The following is an 18,960-nucleotide window of genomic DNA, read 5'->3' as shown; positions in this document are numbered from 1 at the left end:
TACCGCATTGCACAAATATTATGCTGCTGTGCAAGGCATTCTGACTAATCTTTGATCCGCCGCCGGGCTGGTCAAAAATCGCGCGGCTGCGGTTCACATTGATTTCATTCGATAATCTGGAGCGCTGTCGAATTGGCACGCTTCCTGCTTTTCAGAATGTAGGTCCGCAAGGGCCAAGTGACACGGCGTCCAATGGCGGGCGCCACAGGCAAAGCTGCCGCTCAGGTCAATACGCGATCCCGGATGGACGGACGCGCAAAGACCTGACCGGCGGCTTTTTTGTTTTTACGCGATCGACGGCGCTGGTCCCAGCGGCGCCCAACCGGAGACGACAATGACTAAACGGATCGGAACTGGCGCGTCCCTCGCGGACTTCACGCGCCGCGATTTTCTGGCCAGCAGCGCGCTGACTGCGGCGCTGTTCACCGCCGCGCTCCTGCTGTTTCCCGTCGGCGCGAAGACGGAAAGCAAGGACCTGACCGTGGCGAGCCCGGTCTCGTTGCACGCACCGATGTCGCGCCGCTGATCATTCACCCACAAACATCCGCGGTGCCTCCCACGCCGCAAACCGGAGCCAGACGTTGACCGCAAATCTCCCAGCCGCGCCCAGCCAGGACAATGCTCCCCGGCAGGCGCTTGTGATGTCCACCATCGCCTTCACCGTCTGCTTCGCGGTGTGGACGATATTTTCAATCATCGGCGTGCGCATAAAGCAGGACCTTGGGCTGAACGAGACGGAGTTCGGCCTGCTGGTCGGCACGCCGATCCTCACCGGTTCGCTCGTGCGCATGGTGCTCGGTGTCTGGACCGACCGTTTTGGCGGACGGCTGGTATACACCGCGACCATGCTTGCGGCGGCGGTCGCGACCTTCCTGCTCGCTTTTGCGCACACCTACGGACAGATGCTGGTCGCCGCGTTAGGCGTTGGGCTCGCCGGTGGTTCCTTCGCCGTCGGTGTCGCCTATGTCTCGCGCTTCTTCCCGGCCGGCAAGCAGGGCACGGCGCTTGGCATTTTCGGTGTCGGCAATGTCGGCGCCGCGGTCACCAAGTTCCTGGCACCGTTCGTGCTTCTCTCCTGGGGCTGGCAGTCGGTCGCGCTGATCTGGGCGGCAGCACTCGTCGTCATGGCCGCCGTCTTCTGGTTCACGACCGGCGACGATCCGGTCATCCGCGAGCGCCGCGCCGGCAAGGCAGCGCCCGCGAGAAGCTTCTTGCAGGAATTCGCGCCGCTCAAGAACGTGCAGGTCTGGCGCTTCGCCTTCTATTATTTCTTCGCCTTCGGTGCATTCGTGGCGCTGTCGCTGTGGTTGCCGCGCTACCTGATCGGCGTCTACGGCTTCGGCATCGCGACCGCCGGCATGATCGGCGCGGCCTATTCGATCCCTGCAAGTATCTTCCGCGCCTATGGCGGCGTGCTTTCCGACCGGATCGGCGCCCGCACCGTGCTCTACTGGACCTTCGCGGTCAGTGCCGTCGCGACTCTCGTTCTGTCTCTCCCCTCGGCAGACTACGTCGTGCGCGGCGTCAGCGGGCCGATCGCCTTCCATTTCGAGATCGGCCCGCTCGCCTTCATAGCCGTTGCCTGCGTGCTCGGCTTCTTCATGAGCCTTGGCAAGGCCGCCGTCTACAAGCACATCCCGGCTTACTACCCGCAGAGTGTCGGCGCGGTCGGCGGCGTTGTCGGCATGATTGGCGGGCTCGGCGGCTTTATCCTGCCAATCGCCTTCGGCGCACTCAACGACCTCACCGGCGTCTGGTCGAGCTGCTTCATGCTGCTCTTCGTCATCGTCGCCACCTGCTTTGCCTGGATGCACCTCAGCATCCGGCGGATGGAGCGCGCGGCCGCCGCCGAAGCTTCAGGCCTTTCCTACGCGGCTGAGTGAGACCGGAGTGGATCAGGACATGACCGAAAAACTCGTCATCATCGGCAACGGCATGGCCCCCGGGCGCATGCTTGAGCACCTGCTGGAAAAGGCGCCGGACCTCTACCAGGTCACCATCTTCAACGCCGAGCCGCGCGTGAACTACGACCGCATCATGCTGTCGCCGGTTCTGTCAGGCGAAAAGGATTATGAGGAGATCATCATCCATGGCGACGGCTGGTACATCAAGCACGGGATCACCCTCTACAAGGGCCACAAGATCGTCGCCATCGACCGGCAGGCAAAGACCGTCACCTCCGATCACGGCGTGACCGAGCCCTACGACAAGCTCGTCATCGCCACCGGCTCGGTGCCGTTCATCATTCCGGTGCCTGGCCATGACCTGCCGGGCGTGCTCACCTATCGCGATCTCGACGACGTCCGGGCCATGATGCTTGCCGCCCAGTCGCGGGCCAAGGCCGTGGTCATCGGCGGCGGCCTGCTCGGGCTGGAAGCGGCGGCGGGCTTGAACTCGCAAGGCATGGACGTCACCGTGCTGCATGTCATGCCGACGCTGATGGAGCGCCAGCTCGATCCGGCCGCTGGCTATCTGCTGCAGCGCGCTGTCGAGCAGCGCGGTATCAAGGTCATCACCAAGGCCAACACTCAGGCGATCACGGGCAAGGGCAGGGTCGAGCAGGTGGAGCTCGCCGACGGAACTACAATTCCGGCGACGCTGGTCGTCATGGCGGTGGGCATCAGGCCGAATGCGGCGCTGGCTAAGGAAGCAGGCATTGCGGTCAATCGCGGTATCGTCGTCGACGCCGGCATGCGCAGCAACGATCCCGACATCTACGCGCTCGGCGAATGCGCCGAGGTCAACGGCCAGGTCTACGGGCTGGTAGCACCCCTCTACGAGATGGCGCGCGTCGCCGCCAGCCAGCTTGCCGGCAACGAGGCTGCTGCCTTCGTCCATTCGGACACGCCGACCAAGCTCAAGGTCACCGGTATCGAATTGTTCTCGCTCGGCGACTTCGCCGAGGGCGAGGATCGCCAGGAGATTGTGCTGCGCGATGCCGCCGCCGGCGTCTACAAGCGGTTGGTGCTCAGGGATGACCGCATCATCGGCACCGTGCTCTACGGCGAGACGGCGGACGGTGCCTGGTTCAACGACCTCAAGAAGAAGCAGACCGACATATCGCAAATGCGCGACACGCTTATCTTCGGCCAGTCATACCAGGGAGGCGCCTCCCTGGACCCTATGGCGGCCGTTGCAGCCTTGCCGGATGATGCGGAAATCTGCGGCTGCAACGGCGTTTGCAAGGGAAAGATCAGCGGCGCGATCACGGCCAAGGGCCTGACCTCGCTCGACGACGTGCGTGCCCACACCAAGGCTTCCGCTTCCTGCGGCTCCTGCACCGGTCTGGTCGAGAAGCTGATGGTGCTGACCATCGGCGACAAATACAATCCGGCGGCCGTGCAACCGATGTGCGGCTGCACCACGCTCGGCCATGACGAAGTCCGTCGGCTGATCAAGGCCAAGAGCCTGAAGACCATTCCCGCCGTCATGCAGGAACTGGAATGGACCACCTCCTGCGGCTGCGCCAAATGCCGGCCGGCGCTCAATTACTATCTCGTCTGCGACTGGCCGGACGAGTATGCCGACGACTACCAGTCGCGCTTCATCAACGAGCGCGTCCACGCCAACATCCAGAAGGACGGCACCTATTCGGTGGTGCCGCGCATGTGGGGTGGCGTCACGAATGCCGCCGAACTGCGCGCCATTGCCGACGTCGTAGACAAGTTCGAGATCCCGATGGTCAAGGTCACCGGCGGGCAGCGCATCGACATGCTGGGGATCCGCAAGGAAGACCTGCCTGCGGTGTGGGCCGATCTCGGCCAGGCCGGCTTCGTCTCCGGTCACGCCTATGCCAAGGGATTGCGCACGGTGAAGACCTGCGTCGGTTCGGACTGGTGCCGCTTCGGCACGCAGGATTCGACGGGATTCGGCGTCCGCATCGAAAAATTCATGTGGGGGTCATGGACGCCCGCCAAGGTCAAGATGGCGGTCTCGGGCTGTCCTAGGAACTGTGCGGAAGCAACCTGCAAGGATGTCGGCGTGATCTGCGTCGAATCAGGCTACGAGATCCATTTCGCCGGTGCCGCCGGCCTCGACATTAAGGGCACCGAGGTGCTCGGCCTGGTCAAGACCGAAGACGAGGCGCTGGAGCATATCGTGGCGCTGACGCAGATGTATCGCGAACAGGGCCGCTATCTCGAGCGCATCTACAAATGGGCCAAGCGCATCGGCGTTGCCGAGATCAAGCGCCAGATCATGGACGATGGCGAGAAGCGCAAGGCCTATTTCGACCGCTTCGTCTTTTCGCAGAAATTCGCGCAGGTCGACCCGTGGTCGGAACGCGTTTCCGGCAAGGACAAGCACGAGTTCCGGCCGATGGCTTCGGTCGGCTTTGCGCAGGCGGCGGAGTAGGCGCGTGTTCCCGAAAAGTGGAAACCGGTTTTCGGTTAAGAACACGCGCAAAGGATGAGGCAGATGAACTGGGTATCAATCGGCTCCCTCTCAGATATCCCGCGCCGCGGCGCGCGCTGCGTCGCCACGCCTCAAGGCAAGGTCGCCGTCTTCCGCACGGCGGAGGACCAGGTCTTCGCCATCGAGGACCATTGCCCGCACAAGGGCGGGCCGCTGAGCCAGGGCATCGTCCATGGCGCGGCCGTGACCTGCCCCTTGCACAATTGGGTGATCTCGCTGGAGACTGGCAAGGCGCTCGGCGCCGACGAAGGCGCGGTGCGCACCATCCCGGTGCGCATCGAGGGCGAGCGTCTGTTCATTGCGCTGGAAGCGCTGGCCAGCCGCGCGGCCTGAGCATGAAGATCGACCAAGCACGCGAGGTGAGGACCTCCTGCCCCTATTGCGGGGTGGGCTGCGGCGTGCTGGCGAAGGTTGCCGCGGATGGCGGGGTGACCGTCCGCGGCGACCCTGACCATCCGGCGAATTTCGGCAGGCTCTGTTCCAAAGGCTCGGCACTGGCCGAGACGATCGATCTCGACGGCAGGCTGCTCTACCCGGAGATCCACGGTCGCCGCACCGGCTGGGACGAGGCGCTCGACCTCGTCGCCTCGACTTTCTCGCAAACTATTGCCGAGCACGGCCCTGATTCGGTCGCCTTCTACGTCTCCGGCCAGTTGCTGACCGAGGATTACTATGTCGCCAACAAGCTGATGAAAGGCTTCATCTGCTCGGCCAATATCGACACCAATTCGCGCCTGTGCATGGCCTCGTCAGTTGCCGGCCACCGTCGCGCCTTCGGCTCCGACACGGTGCCGGGCAGCTATGAGGATCTGGAAGTCGCCGACCTCATCGTGCTGGTCGGCTCCAATCTCGCCTGGTGTCACCCCGTGCTCTACCAGCGCATCGCCGCGGCCCGGGAAAAGCGGCCCGAGATGAAGGTGGTGCTGATCGACCCGCGCCGCACCATGACCGCCGATATCGCCGACATGCATCTGGCGATCGCGCCCGATGGCGACGTCGCGTTGTTCACGGGCCTGCTCGCCTATCTTGGCGAACACGGCGTACTGGACCGCGCCTATATCGCAGCGCACACGACCGGCTTTGACGACGCGATTGCCGCTTCCGCGCTCGACCTTGCCGGCATCGCCGCTGCCACGGGCCTCGGCGAGGACGAGCTTGTCCGCTTCTACAGCCTGTTTGCCGCGACGGCGAAAACGGTGACCGTCTATAGCCAGGGCGTGAACCAGTCGTCCTCGGGCACCGACAAGGTCAACGCCATCATCAATTGCCATCTCGCCACCGGCCGCATCGGCAAGCCCGGCACCGGGCCGTTTTCGGTGACCGGCCAGCCCAACGCCATGGGCGGCCGCGAGGTTGGCGGCCTGGCCAACATGCTGGCCGCCCATATGGAGATCGAAAACCCCGAACACCGCAGCCGCGTGCAGCGCTTCTGGAGCGCGCCGGCCATCGCCGAAAAACCCGGCTTGAAGGCGGTCGAGATGTTCCAGGCGGTGGCCGACGGGCGTGTCCGGGCGCTGTGGATCATGGCGACCAACCCGGTCGATTCGATGCCGGATGCCGATGTCGTCGAGGCGGCGATCAAGGCCTGCCCTTTTGTCGTGGTGTCGGACGTGCTGGCCATGACCGACACGGTCCGCCACGCCCATGTCCGGCTGCCCGCCGCCGCATGGGGCGAGAAGGACGGCAGCGTAACCAATTCGGAGCGCCGCATCTCGCGCCAACGCGCCTTTTTGCCGGTGCCGGGCGAGGCAAGAGCCGATTGGTGGATCATCGCCGAAGTGGCCAAGCGGATGGGGATCGCCGAGGCGTTTTCGTATGCGTCGCCGGCCGCGATTTTCGCTGAACATGCAGCGCTGTCGGCCTTCGAGAATGACGGCGCCCGCGATTTTGATATAGGCGCGTACGCCGGTGTTGACGCGGAGACCTACGAGGAGTTGGCGCCATTCCAATGGCCAGCACCGGCCTCACCCTCCCCCTCGAGGGGAGGGTCGGGGCGCGCGTTGAGCGAAGCGAAACAAGCGGGACGGGGTGGGGTCCGTGGAGCCTCTCCGACCCCACCCCGGCTCTCTCGCCTTGCTGCGCAAAGCTCGCTCGCCGACCCTCCCCTCAAGGGGGAGGGTATCCGCTTCTTCGCCAATGGCGGCTACTACACGCCCGACCGCAAGGCGCGTTTCATCGCCATCCACCCGACCGCACACATCCGCACCAGCCCGGACTATCCGCTGATCCTCAACACCGGGCGGGTTCGCGACCATTGGCACACCATGACGCGGACCGGCAAGAGCCAGCGGCTGTCGCAGCACATGGCCGAGCCCTTCGCCGAAATCCATCCGCTGGATGCGCAGCACCTCGCCATCGGCGATGCCGACATCGTGCGCGTCTCGACTGTGCACGGCGAGGTGCTGGTTCGTGCGCTGGTGACAGCGCGGCAGCGGCCGGGATCAGTCTTCGTGCCGATGCACTGGACGGACCAGTTCTCAGCGCGTGCTCGCGTCGATGCACTGGTGGCGCCCATCACCGATGCGATTTCAGGCCAGCCGGCCTCGAAGAATGTTGCCGCCCGCGTGGAACGCTTTGCTGCCGCCGCCTTCGGCTTCGCCGTGCTTGCCGAACGGCCGGGTTCGATCGACGCCGACTATTGGAGCCTCGCCCGTTGCGCCGCCGGCTGGCGTCTCGAGCTTGCACTGGAAGCTGGCCGGGATTGGTCGATTTTCGCAGCTTCGCTTTTTGGCGCGGACGCGCAAGGCGAGACGCTCGCCTATCATGATGTCGCCGGCGGGCACTATCGCTTTGCCCGCTTCGCCGGCAGCCGGCTGGCTGGCGCGCTCTATCTTGCGCCCAAGCCGGTCGCGGTGTCGCGCAGCTGGGCGGTGGAGCAGTTGAGTGTGGACCATGCCGATCGGCGCGGGCGGCTGGCGATCGTAGCCGGGCGGCCGGGCGGCAATACCGTCGATCGTGGCGCCGTCGTCTGCTCCTGTTTCGGGGTCGGCGCCAATCAGATCGCGGAGGCGGTACGCGGCGGCTGCACCAGCGTCGAGGCGATCGGCGCCACCCTGCATGCCGGCACCAACTGCGGCTCTTGCCGCGCCGAGATCAGGACCATCATTGAGGCGCGACGCCTTCAAGCGGCGGAGTGAGGGCGTCGAGAAACTCTGTCACGCCGAGCCTCGACGCTTACCAGCAATTTACAAACCATGGGCTACCAACGTCCTTATTCGATTCGTTCCGAACAGGACCCTTATGAGCAAAGCCCTCACTTCATTCGCATTGGTCGCCATATTGACGGCTTTGCTGATGGCGCTCAGCCTGGCAGTGGCCAGGCATGGCTATCCCTATGGTGCGATCGGCGCAAAACGCCTGGACGACGTCGCCGATGCCGGAACGTTTATCCCGCTTGCATCAGTCTACTTCTTCAGCGCGCTGCTCATGATGATCCTGCCGATCAGAGCCGCCAGCGTCGTCCTGACGAACGCCGCGGATGCGATCTTCTGGACAGTCATCGTGTTGTTCGCGGCCATCATTGGCTGTCTCGCCGCCAGATGGGCTTTCGATCGGGGCAACATCTTGCCGGCGCTGAACTGGCGGTTCCTGTTTGTCGTCGCCATCGTCGGCTGCCATCTCTTCATGAACGAGCTGCGCCGTAACGTCCTGCTGAGAAGCCTGTTTTTCGCGGTCTTCGCCGCAGCGACGCTGGCCTGCCTGTTTTGGTCGTTCACAATCTGAGAAACCGATGCAGGCGCTGGATTTAACGGCTCAATTCTTGTCGACCGGCTTCGAACGCATGCGCGAAACGGTCTCACGTTCGGCCCGCTTCGAACGCATCGGCGGCAGGCCGCGGTCGATCAGGTCCATGTCTTCCAGCACCATGTCTCCCATGCGCTTGAAGGCGATGTCGAGCGCGCCGGCCCTGTGGGCGGAGCGCAGGAAGCCGGGCAGGGCGCGCACGGGATGATCCTGCGCCAACGGCTCCTCCGGAAATACGTCGCTGGCGGCGACGATGCGGCCGCTGCGAACGGCGTCCATCAGCGCCGGAAAATCGACCACGCCGGCACGGCTGAGCAGGATGAAGGCGGCTCCCTTGCGCATTCTGGCAAAGGCTTCGGCGCCGAGAAAACCCTGGTTTTCGCTGGTCACCGAAGCGACGACGAAGACGAAATCGCTGGTCGACAAAACCGTGTCGAGCGAAGCCGGCTCGACGCCGTTCTCGATCAGGATTGATGGAGGCAGCCACGGATCGAAGACCTTGGTCCGCGTGCGAAAGCCTGACAGCAGCCGGTTGAGCGCGCGGCCGAGGTCGCCGAAGCCGATGATGCCGACATCTGCGCCGGAGAGAAGTCGCGCCGTCCGGTTGCTGTCGCCGCCCCAAAGTTCCTTGCCCTGCCGGAAGGCGAGATCGGCGTCGACGATGTCGCGGGCGAGATTGAGCGCCATGGCAAGGCCTAGCTCGGCCACCGGCTCGGCAAAGACGAGGCCGGTAGTGACGACATGGATGCCACGCGAAAAAAGCGTGTCATACGGCATGTTGTTGATGAGGTTGCTCTCGACATTGAAGACGCAGCGCAGCGTTCGCATCTTGTCGAGCGTCTCCGGCGCGATCGGCGGCTGGCCGACAATGTAGCGCGCCTCGGCGAGCACATCAGCCGGCAGGGCCGCGACGCCTTCGGGCGACGTTTCGACGATACGGTATCTGGCGCGGAATCTCGCCAGTGCCTCGGGCGTAAAAATCAGGTCCAGCGTGCGTGGCTCGGGCGCGCTGATCACCAGCGGCAACGCGCTGTCGGACATGGCAGTTCCTCCTGGCACGATCCACGTCGCACCACACTAGAATCAACTTCTATCGCCTCGACACCTAAGCAGGCTTGGGGGCTTCGCCTGCCTAGGTTCTTGTTTGTCGCAGGTTTTATTCGGAAAACCGCGCGACACTTTTTCCGAAACCTGCTTAGCACATGCCTGTCGAGGAGGAGAACTTTGCCGCCGGCGGCCTTGCGATGTGGCGGCCGGTGGTCCAGATAGACGCCAATCGAAGGACGACAAGGAAGACAGCGACATGATCCCGTTTCGAAAGAACCTCATCGATGGCGAGTGGGTGGGCGATGCCGGCTCCCGCAACATCAACCCGTCCAATCTCGACGACGTGGTCGGCGAATATGCGTCGGGGGACGCCGAGCAGGCCCGGCAGGCAATAGCGGCGGCGAAAGCGGCATTTCCGGCATGGTCCCGATCGGGCCTGCTGGCACGCCATGCGGTGCTGAAGAAGGCGTCGGACGAGATCACGGCGCGAAAAGACGAAATCGGCCGGGCGTTGGCGCGCGAGGAAGGCAAGACGCTGGTCGAGGGCATTGGCGAGACCGTGCGGGCCGCCCAGATCTTCGATTTCTTTGCTGGTGAGGCGCTGCGCCTGTCTGGCGAGCTGGTTCCAAGCGTGCGGCCCGGCGTCGGTGTCGAGATCACACGGGAGGCGGTCGGCGTCGTTGGCATCATCACGCCGTGGAATTTCCCGATCGCCATCCCGGCGTGGAAAATCGCACCAGCCCTGGCCTACGGCAACACCATCGTCTTCAAGCCGGCCGAGCTGGTTCCGGAGAGCGCCTGGACCATTGTCGACATCCTGCACCGCGCCGGCCTGCCTAAGGGTGTGCTCAACCTCGTCATGGGCAAGGGTTCGGTGGTCGGCCAGGCCATGCTCGATAGCCCTGACCTCAATGCCATCACCTTCACCGGCTCGGTCGGCACCGGCAAGCGCGTAGCTGCCGCCAGCGTAGAGCACATGCGCAAGTTCCAGCTCGAAATGGGCGGCAAGAACCCGCTTGTCGTGCTCGACGATGCAGATCTTGCCGTCGCCGTCGACTGCGCGATCAATGGCGCATACTTCTCGACCGGCCAGCGCTGCACGGCATCGTCCCGCTTGGTGGTGACGGACGGCATCCATGACCGCTTCGTCGACGCGATGAAAGATCGCCTGGGCAAGCTGGCCGTCGGCGACGCTCTCGATGCCAAAACCCAGATCGGACCGGTGGTCGACCAGAGCCAGTTGAAACAGGACGAAGACTATATCGCCATCGGCCGCCAGGAAGGCGCCGACCTGGCCTTCGGTGGCGAGCGGCTCGATCGCGAAACCCGCGGCTTCTACCTGCAACCGGCGCTGTTTACGCAAGCCACCAACGCCATGCGCATCTCGCGCGAGGAGATCTTCGGGCCCGTGGCCAACGTCATCCGCGTCAAGGACTATGACGAGGCGCTGGCGGTGGCCAACGACACGCCGTTCGGGCTGACGTCGGGCATCTGCACGTCGAGCCTCAAGCACGCCACGCATTTCAAGCGCAACTCGGAGGCCGGCATGGTGATGGTCAATCTGCCGACGGCGGGCGTCGATTTCCATGTGCCTTTCGGCGGCCGCAAGGGATCGAGCTACGGCCCGCGCGAGCAGGGCCGCTACGCGGCGGAGTTCTACACCACGGTGAAGACCGCCTACACGTTCGCCGGCTAATCATGACGGTGACTTGCCGGGCCAAATGAAATCGAACATGCGAGCAGGCCAGTGACGCACTTCCCAGCAAGCGCGAGTTGCTGGGAAGGGCGACATCTTAGTGTCCGACACGACAGCGACAGCTGGGCGGTAGCCGTCATTCAGCACGGTCCTTAGGGTTCGCCGGCTGCGATAGCCAGCCGCCGCTGAACCCGGCCTTGCACAGGCCGCGACGGATGTGCGGGCTCGACCGCATCAGGTCCCAGATCAGGCGCGAGCGGTGGTTTTCGATCATCAGCACGACGATACCCTGGTCCAGTCCGTAATGCGCATCCGATATCCAGCCGCTCGGCCCGAACTTCCGCCGGTTCGCCAGCGTCGGGTTGAAACCGCTCGGCACCCTGAAACTGTCGACCACCTCAGGGTGGCGTTCTCTGAGGTGGCGCAGCGCCGGCAGGCAGATTTCCGGCGCGAAGGGCAGCGATGCGAGATACGACCACGGCGCTATCGTTCCGTCGTCGGGGCCGAACGGTGCGCCGCGCGCCGCGTAGCCGGAAAATTTGCGCGGTCGCCGCTCGATCTTCGCGCGGAAGTTGCCGGGTCCGTCACCCGCCGAAAGGCCCCAAAGTCCTTCGCCGTAGCCGTCGTAGCCAGAGGGGTTGTGCCGCGCATAATCCCGATGAAGGTAGGTCGCGCGGCGGCTGTTTTCGAAATAGTCCGAGTTCTTCTCCCGCATGAACGCATCCCGGATGCCGTCGAAGTCAATCCAGGCATGCGAGAACTGGTGCATGAACAGCGGACCGCCATAGAGCACGTCGTAGCCGTAGATGTTTTCCCATCGATATGTCGCCGTCCAGCCGGCATAACTGTCGTCCGAGGCTGGCTTGTCCGGGGAGGCCATTGCCAGAACGTAGAGCATGGTCGCTTCGTTGTAGCCTTCCCAGCCATAACGCAGAAAGCCGCTCTTCGGCTTCCAGCCCTGTCGCAAGGTCGAATTGCTGCCTTGCGCCCATCGCCAGTCGACGCGCCGGTAGAGGACTTCCGCCAGTTCGCGGACTTCGGTTTCTTCGTCATTGTCGCCCGTGAAATAGGCGCCAGCCACGAGCACGCCAGCCATCAAAAGCGCAGTGTCAACCATCGACAATTCGCATCGCCAGGTGCGCAGGCCGGTCCGGATGTCGAGGAAATGGTAATAGAAACCCTTGTGGCCGGTGACGTCGTCGCCATTGCCTTGCCGGCTGTTCCAGAAGAAGCGCAGTGCGGCAAGCGTCAGCTTTACGGCTGCATCTCGAGTCATCCAGCCACGCTCGACCCCGACCGGATAGCAGGACAGGGCGAAGCCGACGACCGCGATGCTTGCCGGCCAATTTGGCCGCGAGGTGTCGGCAACCAGCCCGTTCTCCGGATTCACGGTTTCCAGAAAATAGCCGAAGGCCGCGCACTGGAAGCGGTCGAGCAGGTCTTCGTCGGACAGTCGAGGTACGACCCTAAGCAAGCGACGGGAACTCCAGTCTGGCGGCCTTGGCGGTAGATCGCCCGACTTGCTTCAATAGGTGGCCCGGCCGCCGGAAACGTCGAAAACGGCGGCCGTGGTGAAGGAGCATTCCTCGGAAGCGATCCACGAGATCAGCGCCGCCACCTCCTCGACCTCGCCAAACCGCGCCATCGGTATCTTCGACAGCATGAAATCGATGTGCTGCTGGCTCATCTGCTGGAAAATCGCGGTGCGCACCGCCGCCGGCGTGACGCAGTTCACCGTCACCTTGGTCTTGGCCAGTTCCTTGCCCAGAGACTTGGTCAGGCCGATCACCGCCGCCTTGGAGGTGCTGTAGGCAGAGGCATTCGGGTTTCCCTCTTTGCCGGCGATCGAAGCGATGTTGACGATCCTGCCGTAATCGCGCTCGAGCATGTGCGGAACCAGCGCCTTGTTGCAGTAGAAGACGCCGTTGACGTTGATGTCGATGACCCGGAGCCAATCCTCCACCGAATAGTCCCAGGTCGTCATGTTCGGTCCGGTGATGGCCGCACTGGTGACCAGGATATCGACCGCGCCAAGGGCATCGATCGTCTGCCGGGCGGCCTGTTCGACCGCCACGGCATCGGCGACGTCGACAGTCACGCTATGCAAATCGGCAATGACAGCCTTGGCCTGCTCGATCTGGGTGGGGTCGCGATCCCAGACGCAAACGCGCCCGCCCTCTTCAGCGATTCTTAGCGCGACAGCCAGGCCGATTCCGGACGCGCCACCAGTGATCACGGCCGACCGCCCGGCAAACCGTCCCGCAAAACTCATCGGCATGTGCTCTTCCTCCCAATCGGCGGCGAATGTGAAGTCAATGGCGGAGAAGTTCAAGCCAGAGGCTGAAGCTCCGAACAGGTTCATGGTGGGCCACGAGGCGGTAGGAAAAGCCGCGGCAGGGCTAGAGGGTCGGGCTAGCTGGAGTTACGCCGCGCGCACCGGGTTCAGACGTTCTTGATCGATTTCCAATGGTTCAGCCGCTCCGCGATCAGCTCTACTCGTCGCTGGTTGTCGCGCCCGTCCAGGATGCTCAAGTCCTCCGGCTCGGCGCGCAGATAGACACCGGAGGTGCGGGCGTTCAGTTTTGGCTGTGTGTCGGCTCGTGTGGTGAAGTACCCGGACGCGCGATCGGCGGACTCCAGCCGGATCTCTCCTGTCCCGTACAACTGCGACGCGTTCGCGTCCAAGGGCCGTTCTCCATTCCAAAAATAGAAGATGCCGGCAGGCTCCTTTCTCTCCTTTACTGCTTCGCTCCAGTATCTCGCGGACAGACTGCCATTCTCTTGCCATGAGCGGCCGGCTAGCTCCAGCGCACCATCGCGGTCTCGCGAGATACGCAGGAGGCTCACCGCGGAAGGTTCCTTCACGGTCCGCTCCGACAGGGAAAACTGCCACCAAAGACCCTCTATTCGGGCGGCGCGGCCCTCATTTTCGATCGCTTTTCGCAGCTTTTGGTTGACCGCTCTCATCTCGGCGGCGGTTGTCGCTTCGCCGTACCTCACGGACGTCAGGCCGAGGAGATCGCTTGGAAGCTTGGAGCCGTTGGCATGGAGGATAAACGTTCGGCGCATTCCGAGGACACCGCCGAAAAGGCCGGCTTCGAAGACCACATTGTCTCGCGGAGAAGCTTGAGCGGATACAGGAGCAGGTGATGCCGTCAGGCTTGCACTCGTCCAGTCGTCCTGGGCGAACACAAAAGCAGCGAAGTCGACTTCACGCGTAAGCTCAAGGAGGCGCTCCAGTGTGGTTGTCCCGGGATTGAAGGATGTCGTCCAGGGTTCCACATACGCGATGTCTTCAAGACCGCGTGTCAGCGCCTGCAGCAGTTTTTTCTGCTTCCCCGACGAGCCCAGGAAGATTCGAGGTTTGTCCATCCGTTTGCTCCAGCCCAGCAGATCGGGACCACCAGCGTCTGCAATTATCCCTGCGGCCATCGTCTGGTTGTCTCCGCCATAGCGTACGCGGAGGGCCTCATTCATTGCAACGGATGCAAGGAATGCCGGCTGCTATTTTTCGGTCCGGTGCTGAAAGAACTGCGAAAACAGCTCCGCGCGGTGGCGATGCCGAGCTTCTCATGAATCCGGCGGCGATGGCTCTTGACCGTGATGCCGAGGCGCTCACAATGTTTGGAGCCAGAAGCCGGCCTGGATGCTCGGTTCTTGCCACACGGCCTGTCGCGGCCTTTTACCGCCTTCCCGGGGCGTCCTTTTGGCTGTTTTTGCCTCATTTGGGTGACAGGCTGCAGGGGATGGGTTATATTGCACTGCACAATGGAAGCGTTCGCGCCTGGCGCGGCGGCGAATCGGCATTGAACTGCATGGACGGGAATTCGCTACCGAGATGAAGATACCAAAATCTCTGTTGGTCGACCCGGAGAAGAGCACGGTCTATGGCACATTTGCTGTCGCCATCTCCATTTGGGCGTTCTCCTACTCCTCCCTTTTCGGCCAGATCCTGATCCTGGCCTATTATGCGGTCTGGCTTCCCCTGATCATGGTAGATTACCGGCGGCTGTTGCGACATGCCTCCAGCGCGTGGCTGCCACTGGCGTTTGCAATCTACGTCTGCCTCTCGGTGTTCTGGTCGGATGCTCCCGGCATCACGTTGAGGACGGCGATCCAGTATTGCTCCCATATCGCCTGCGCCTATATCGCCGCGCGCACCGTCAGCGTTCGGACGTTGACAATAGGCTCACTGATCGGGATCTTTCTCGTCCTGCTCTACTCGCTTATGGTCGGGGGTTATTCGTATGATGGCCTCGACGGGACGTATAATTTCGTCGGCGCATTCAGCTCCAAGAACCAGATCGGCTTTGTCGCCTCCCTTGGCATCTATTTTTGCGTTGTCTTGCTGACCTTTCTCAGGCGCGGCCGGATCAGCCTTTTCTTGACGGCGCCCGTCCTCGTCCTGTCGGCCTATCTGCTGGTCATTTCGCATTCAGCCACCTCGATGGCTTCGATACCGGCAGTTCTCGCTCTGGTCGCTCTGCTTGCCATGGCGAAGAAGCTTTCGCTCCGCTACCGACGGGTGATTTTCCTGGTCGGCGCATGCGGGCTGGTCGCGGTCACCGCGGTTGCCTTTGCGGGGCTTCTGGATTTCGTCCTTGGCGTCTTCGGAAAAGACTCCACGCTCACCGGACGGACCTATCTCTGGGAGCAGGGCTGGCGTGCGGCGCAGCAAGCGCCGATCCTCGGCGTCGGCTACGCGGGCTACTGGGTGCAGGGTTTCGCGGAGGCCGAACGGCTTTGGAACGAATTCTACATCACGACCCGAAGCGGCTTCCACTTCCACAACACCTATGTCGAAGCGCTCGTCGAGCTTGGCTATGTCGGGGCGACGCTGATTTCGCTGATCATCGTGCGCACGCTGTGGGGCCACATATCGGCGTTGATATTCAGGACGTGGCAGGCCGAATCTGTGATTCTTGCCGGCGTGATGGTGCTTTTGTTCATCCGGTCCTTCGTCGAGGTCGAGACCCTCAACCCCTACATTATGGGCTCCTTCCTTCTGTATTACAGCTACTTCAAACTGGTGAAGGTGCCTGTCGCCCGCCCTCGGTGGACGGCGGCGAGCCTCGCGGAACCAGAAACCGCAAAGGGCTAAGAAAAGCGCAGAATGTCACCTTGATTTCGTTCGTTAAAATTACCGTCAAAAACGAATGTAATCTTGGGGCGCCACAATTTCGCGAATTATTCGGGCGGGATTTCCTGCAACCAGGCTTCGCGGGGGTGCACTTTTGGTGACCACAGAGCCGGCTCCAATTACGCTATGATCCCCGATTTCGACCCCAGGCAGGATTATTGAATTTCGGCCTATCCAAACATTATCCCCAATCAGGACAGCTTTCGCTTTAACACCGGCACCCTCTTCGACCTCATGATAGTTTGAGTCTTGGATTACAACCGAATCGCCAATAAGGCATCCTTTTCCGATGCTTACTGCGACAGATGCGTCGATCGTAACTCCGCTGTTTATAAAAGATCTAGAGCCAATTGACAGACTTGCGTTCCGGCGTGCATGAAACCAGGAACGTGACCCAAGCCCTCGAAACGAAACGCGAGAGCCAAATCTAAAATTGCCTTTTCCTGCTATATGAGGCGAGACACCAAGTACCGAAACTCGATCGGATATTTCGATACCCCTCACTGCCCAAATGAATGTAATTATTGCGCCTTTAATATACCTTCTAGCACGATAGATATTCACCACGCTTCCCCCACCGATTGGCACTTCTCGCCGAGAAGCGTGCATCTATGCGGACGGCCTCGGCATGACGCTCCCTTTGAGCGTCAGCTGACGTTGGGGTATTCGATCGCTCGAGTTCTATTGGCTAGCCATTGGCGCCAGCTTCACCTTGATCACGTCCCCGGGCAGCACGGGCGTGTCTTCACTGGCGGCAATTTCGCTGGTCTTGCCGTCGACCACCCGAACCAGGGCAAAGGACATCGTTGGCTCTTCGCCGTCGCGATAGCGTTGTAACGCCGGGTTCCCCGACATGGCTTCGGCCATCAGGCCGGTTTGCATGTTCATCTTGAGCATCGTCGCACTGAGATCGGCTTCTACCTGTTGCCGGTCGGCGGCGAGGCTCGCATTCTGAGTGTTTTCCAGGTCGATGGCATCCTGATTGGCCTTGCTGATCGACTGCTTGGCGGTAAGGATGGCCGTGTCGTAATCCAGGATCTGGCCTTCCAGGTCGGCGATCGTTTGTTGCGAAGTCAGAACCCGCGTGTTGACGACAAGGCCTTTCTGCGCCAGCGAGCCGATGCCGCTGAGCTGTTCCTTTGCCAGGTCGACCTGCCGCTGCTGGTTGACGATCTTTTTCTGCAGCGAATCGATCTCGCTCTGCAGTAGCTTCTTCAAATCGTCGAGCGCCTGAAGGCGCAGTTTAAGCTTCTTTTGATCGGCCGTCAGGATCGCCATCTCGTCCGCGACGACGCTTGCCACCTTCGGATCGTTGGCCACCTCCTTCGGCACGTCGAATGTCGGCTTGTCCGCCATCTCCGCTTCGATGCGCGCGCGCCTGACGATCAGCCGGACCCGTTGGTCTTCGAGAACGTCAAAATCGCCCTTGGCATTGATCATGTCGCGGTCGTACCGCTGTCCTTCGGGGGCCCGCCGGACACCGCCGGCGATGCTCATCGCCCTCAGGACGGTCAGACCAGGCACGTAGGGATACTGGCCAGGCGTCTGGACCTCCCCGGAAATGTAGAATGGCCTGTACTCCGCCATTTCGACGGAGGCTTCCGGCCGGTCCGCCAGGGCGAGCTTGCGCTGGAGCGCCTGGCCGATCGCTGCCGCGATCTCGGAGGTGGTCTTGCCGGATGCCGGCATTTCGCCGACGAACGGCACGGACAATGTTCCGGCCGGGCCGACTGTGTACTCTCCGTTGACGGCCGTCCAGTCTCGGAACGTGCCTTCAACGGTCTGCCATTCGGCCACGCGGATGGTCAGCTTGTCCTGCGATCCGAGGCGATACTCATCGGCGGCGGCGAGTTGGGGAATGGTGAGCGCCAGCGCGAGGCAAATGGTCATAAGCCGCATCCGCCGCATGCGATTGCTAGCAATGCCGGCGCAGGAGATTTCGAAGATATCTGTTTTCAACTGTACGTTTTCCGATCCGCTTTAGCCCCGCCCGATGAAACTTGCTGCAGAATGGTTGGCATCTGGACAGTCACTCTTCCACACAGAACCGGCTCCCGGCCGGTCAGTAGCAGCCCCGCGACATCCAGACGGCAGGCACGGTCTTGATGATGATGCGAATGTCCTCTACCAGCGACCAGTTCTCGACATAGTGTCGATCGAATGCGACGCGGCTGTCATAGGAAACGTCATTGCGGCCGCTGACCTGCCAGAGTCCGGTCAGTCCGGGGCGCGATTTCAGGTAATAAACGGCCGAACTGCCATAAATTTCGAGCTCGTCTCGCACCACGGGGCGAGGACCGACAAGGCTCATGTCACCCTGGAGGATGTTGATGATCTGCGGCAGTTCATCGAGGCTGAGCTTCCTCAGCACGGCCCCGACGCGCGTGACGCGCGGGTCGTTCTTGAGCTTGCGGGTGGCTACCCATTCGGCGTTGGCTTCCGGGTTGGCGGCAAGATATGCCGCCAGCACCCGTTCGCCATCCTGAACCATGGTGCGAAACTTGAGGCACGGGAAAATCCGTCCTCCCCGACCGATCCGGCTGTGACCGTAGAAAATCGGCCCGCCGTCGGAAAATTTGACAAGCAGCGCGACCATTACAAACAGTGGACTGAGAGCAACCAGGCCAATCAGTGAACCGGCGATATCGAAGCTGCGTTTGAGCAGGCCGCCGATCGGTGGAAAATCGATACCGGCCTGCGAAAAATTCGCGTCGGCCGGCTTGGCTGCGTCCCTCATGCGTAAACTCCATACGTTGAACGGATGGTTTACCGCACGATATCAAAAAAATGCTGCATCGCAACACACAATTTCTTGAGCGCCTGAAATAATCACGTCATGAATTGACTAAATAATAAACCGATCCTGCACAAATTTTGGCCTTTGTGGCGAGTTCGAGGCAAATTTTGGGCAATATTGAAA

15 protein-coding genes are annotated in these 18,960 nt (G+C 62.1%); 8 read left to right on the top strand and 7 right to left on the bottom strand.

All coding sequences use genetic code 11. The features are described 5' to 3' along the window. The first annotated feature begins 334 nt into the window (after positions 1 to 334). The 6 genes from ACWUKX_RS24760 (at position 335) to ACWUKX_RS24735 (ending at position 8,136) form a co-directional block, all read left to right on the top strand. Positions 335 to 526 (top strand): hypothetical protein, encoded by a 192-nt coding sequence (locus ACWUKX_RS24760; protein WP_456009480.1) that lies wholly within the window; start codon positions 335 to 337, stop codon positions 524 to 526. Between the two features lie 115 nt (positions 527 to 641). Then, the gene (locus tag ACWUKX_RS24755) at positions 642 to 1,883 is read left to right on the top strand and encodes an MFS transporter (RefSeq protein ID WP_456009498.1); all 1,242 of its coding nucleotides are present in this window, start codon (positions 642 to 644) and stop codon (positions 1,881 to 1,883) included. Between the two features lie 19 nt (positions 1,884 to 1,902). Then, positions 1,903 to 4,353 carry a nitrite reductase large subunit NirB gene (gene nirB / locus ACWUKX_RS24750; RefSeq protein WP_456009478.1) on the top strand — a complete coding sequence of 817 codons (2,451 nt, stop codon included), beginning with the start codon at positions 1,903 to 1,905 and terminating at the stop codon, positions 4,351 to 4,353. A 63-nt stretch (positions 4,354 to 4,416) separates the two neighbouring features. Next, positions 4,417 to 4,746: a nitrite reductase small subunit NirD gene (gene nirD / locus ACWUKX_RS24745; RefSeq protein WP_029347662.1), complete on the top strand. Its 330-nt coding sequence runs from the start codon at positions 4,417 to 4,419 to the stop codon at positions 4,744 to 4,746. 2 nt (positions 4,747 to 4,748) lie between these two features. Next, positions 4,749 to 7,550, top strand: a complete 2,802-nt coding sequence (locus ACWUKX_RS24740; protein ID WP_456009477.1) for a nitrate reductase — start codon at positions 4,749 to 4,751, stop codon at positions 7,548 to 7,550. A 103-nt stretch (positions 7,551 to 7,653) separates the two neighbouring features. Then, positions 7,654 to 8,136, top strand: a complete 483-nt coding sequence (locus tag ACWUKX_RS24735) for a hypothetical protein (protein WP_456009476.1) — start codon at positions 7,654 to 7,656, stop codon at positions 8,134 to 8,136. 30 nt (positions 8,137 to 8,166) lie between these two features. Here ACWUKX_RS24735 and ACWUKX_RS24730 read toward each other — a convergent pair whose 3' ends face one another. Beyond that, a complete protein-coding gene (locus tag ACWUKX_RS24730; protein WP_456009475.1) occupies positions 8,167 to 9,198 on the bottom strand; it encodes a hydroxyacid dehydrogenase in 1,032 nt (343 codons plus the stop codon). Between the two features lie 265 nt (positions 9,199 to 9,463). Between ACWUKX_RS24730 and ACWUKX_RS24725 the strand changes: the two genes are divergently transcribed. After that, positions 9,464 to 10,900, top strand: coding sequence for an aldehyde dehydrogenase family protein (locus ACWUKX_RS24725; protein WP_456009497.1), 1,437 nt, complete (start codon positions 9,464 to 9,466; stop codon positions 10,898 to 10,900). A 136-nt stretch (positions 10,901 to 11,036) separates the two neighbouring features. Here the strand turns inward: ACWUKX_RS24725 and ACWUKX_RS24720 are convergent, their stop codons facing one another. From ACWUKX_RS24720 to ACWUKX_RS24710, 3 genes are all read right to left on the bottom strand, one after another. Further along, positions 11,037 to 12,374, bottom strand: coding sequence for a glucoamylase family protein (locus ACWUKX_RS24720; RefSeq protein WP_456009474.1), 1,338 nt, complete (start codon positions 12,372 to 12,374; stop codon positions 11,037 to 11,039). 51 nt (positions 12,375 to 12,425) lie between these two features. After that, complete coding sequence (locus tag ACWUKX_RS24715; protein WP_456009473.1) at positions 12,426 to 13,178, bottom strand: SDR family NAD(P)-dependent oxidoreductase; 753 nt, start codon at positions 13,176 to 13,178, stop codon at positions 12,426 to 12,428. A 164-nt stretch (positions 13,179 to 13,342) separates the two neighbouring features. Then, on the bottom strand, positions 13,343 to 14,332 hold the full coding sequence (locus ACWUKX_RS24710; RefSeq protein WP_456009472.1) for a TIR domain-containing protein: 990 nt from the start codon (positions 14,330 to 14,332) through the stop codon (positions 13,343 to 13,345). A gap of 406 nt (positions 14,333 to 14,738) precedes the next feature. On the opposite strand from ACWUKX_RS24710, the gene ACWUKX_RS24705 reads away from it, so the two are divergent. Continuing rightward, positions 14,739 to 16,001 (top strand): O-antigen ligase family protein, encoded by a 1,263-nt coding sequence (locus ACWUKX_RS24705; protein WP_029347674.1) that lies wholly within the window; start codon positions 14,739 to 14,741, stop codon positions 15,999 to 16,001. 45 nt (positions 16,002 to 16,046) lie between these two features. Here ACWUKX_RS24705 and ACWUKX_RS24700 read toward each other — a convergent pair whose 3' ends face one another. The 3 genes from ACWUKX_RS24700 to ACWUKX_RS24690 form a co-directional block, all read right to left on the bottom strand. Beyond that, positions 16,047 to 16,649, bottom strand: a complete 603-nt coding sequence (locus ACWUKX_RS24700; protein ID WP_456009471.1) for an acyltransferase — start codon at positions 16,647 to 16,649, stop codon at positions 16,047 to 16,049. Between the two features lie 72 nt (positions 16,650 to 16,721). Beyond that, a complete protein-coding gene (locus ACWUKX_RS24695) occupies positions 16,722 to 17,930 on the bottom strand; it encodes a polysaccharide biosynthesis/export family protein (RefSeq protein WP_456009470.1) in 1,209 nt (402 codons plus the stop codon). 172 nt (positions 17,931 to 18,102) lie between these two features. Continuing rightward, positions 18,103 to 18,777, bottom strand: coding sequence for a sugar transferase (locus tag ACWUKX_RS24690; RefSeq protein ID WP_455839870.1), 675 nt, complete (start codon positions 18,775 to 18,777; stop codon positions 18,103 to 18,105). Between the last annotated feature and the right edge of the window lie 183 nt (positions 18,778 to 18,960).

This window comes from Mesorhizobium sp. f-mel (assembly GCF_053850215.1).
The sequence above is the reverse complement of the archived record's forward strand: the minus strand, read 5'-3'. Positions and strand labels throughout refer to the sequence as shown.

Bases quoted from the DNA above. Each gene is read 5' to 3' on its own strand.
- ACWUKX_RS24700 (WP_456009471.1), bottom strand. From the start codon at position 16,649: ATGCACGCTTCTCGGCGAGAAGTGCCAATCGGTGGGGGAAGCGTGGTG.
- ACWUKX_RS24710 (WP_456009472.1), bottom strand. From the start codon at position 14,332: ATGGCCGCAGGGATAATTGCAGACGCTGGTGGTCCCGATCTGCTGGGC.
- ACWUKX_RS24695 (WP_456009470.1), bottom strand. From the start codon at position 17,930: ATGACCATTTGCCTCGCGCTGGCGCTCACCATTCCCCAACTCGCCGCC.
- ACWUKX_RS24755 (WP_456009498.1), top strand. From the start codon at position 642: ATGTCCACCATCGCCTTCACCGTCTGCTTCGCGGTGTGGACGATATTT.
- ACWUKX_RS24715 (WP_456009473.1), bottom strand. From the start codon at position 13,178: ATGCCGATGAGTTTTGCGGGACGGTTTGCCGGGCGGTCGGCCGTGATC.
- ACWUKX_RS24760 (WP_456009480.1), top strand. From the start codon at position 335: ATGACTAAACGGATCGGAACTGGCGCGTCCCTCGCGGACTTCACGCGC.
- nirD (WP_029347662.1), top strand. From the start codon at position 4,417: ATGAACTGGGTATCAATCGGCTCCCTCTCAGATATCCCGCGCCGCGGC.
- ACWUKX_RS24690 (WP_455839870.1), bottom strand. From the start codon at position 18,777: ATGAGGGACGCAGCCAAGCCGGCCGACGCGAATTTTTCGCAGGCCGGT.
- ACWUKX_RS24705 (WP_029347674.1), top strand. From the start codon at position 14,739: ATGAAGATACCAAAATCTCTGTTGGTCGACCCGGAGAAGAGCACGGTC.
- ACWUKX_RS24740 (WP_456009477.1), top strand. From the start codon at position 4,749: ATGAAGATCGACCAAGCACGCGAGGTGAGGACCTCCTGCCCCTATTGC.
- nirB (WP_456009478.1), top strand. From the start codon at position 1,903: ATGACCGAAAAACTCGTCATCATCGGCAACGGCATGGCCCCCGGGCGC.
- ACWUKX_RS24735 (WP_456009476.1), top strand. From the start codon at position 7,654: ATGAGCAAAGCCCTCACTTCATTCGCATTGGTCGCCATATTGACGGCT.
- ACWUKX_RS24730 (WP_456009475.1), bottom strand. From the start codon at position 9,198: ATGTCCGACAGCGCGTTGCCGCTGGTGATCAGCGCGCCCGAGCCACGC.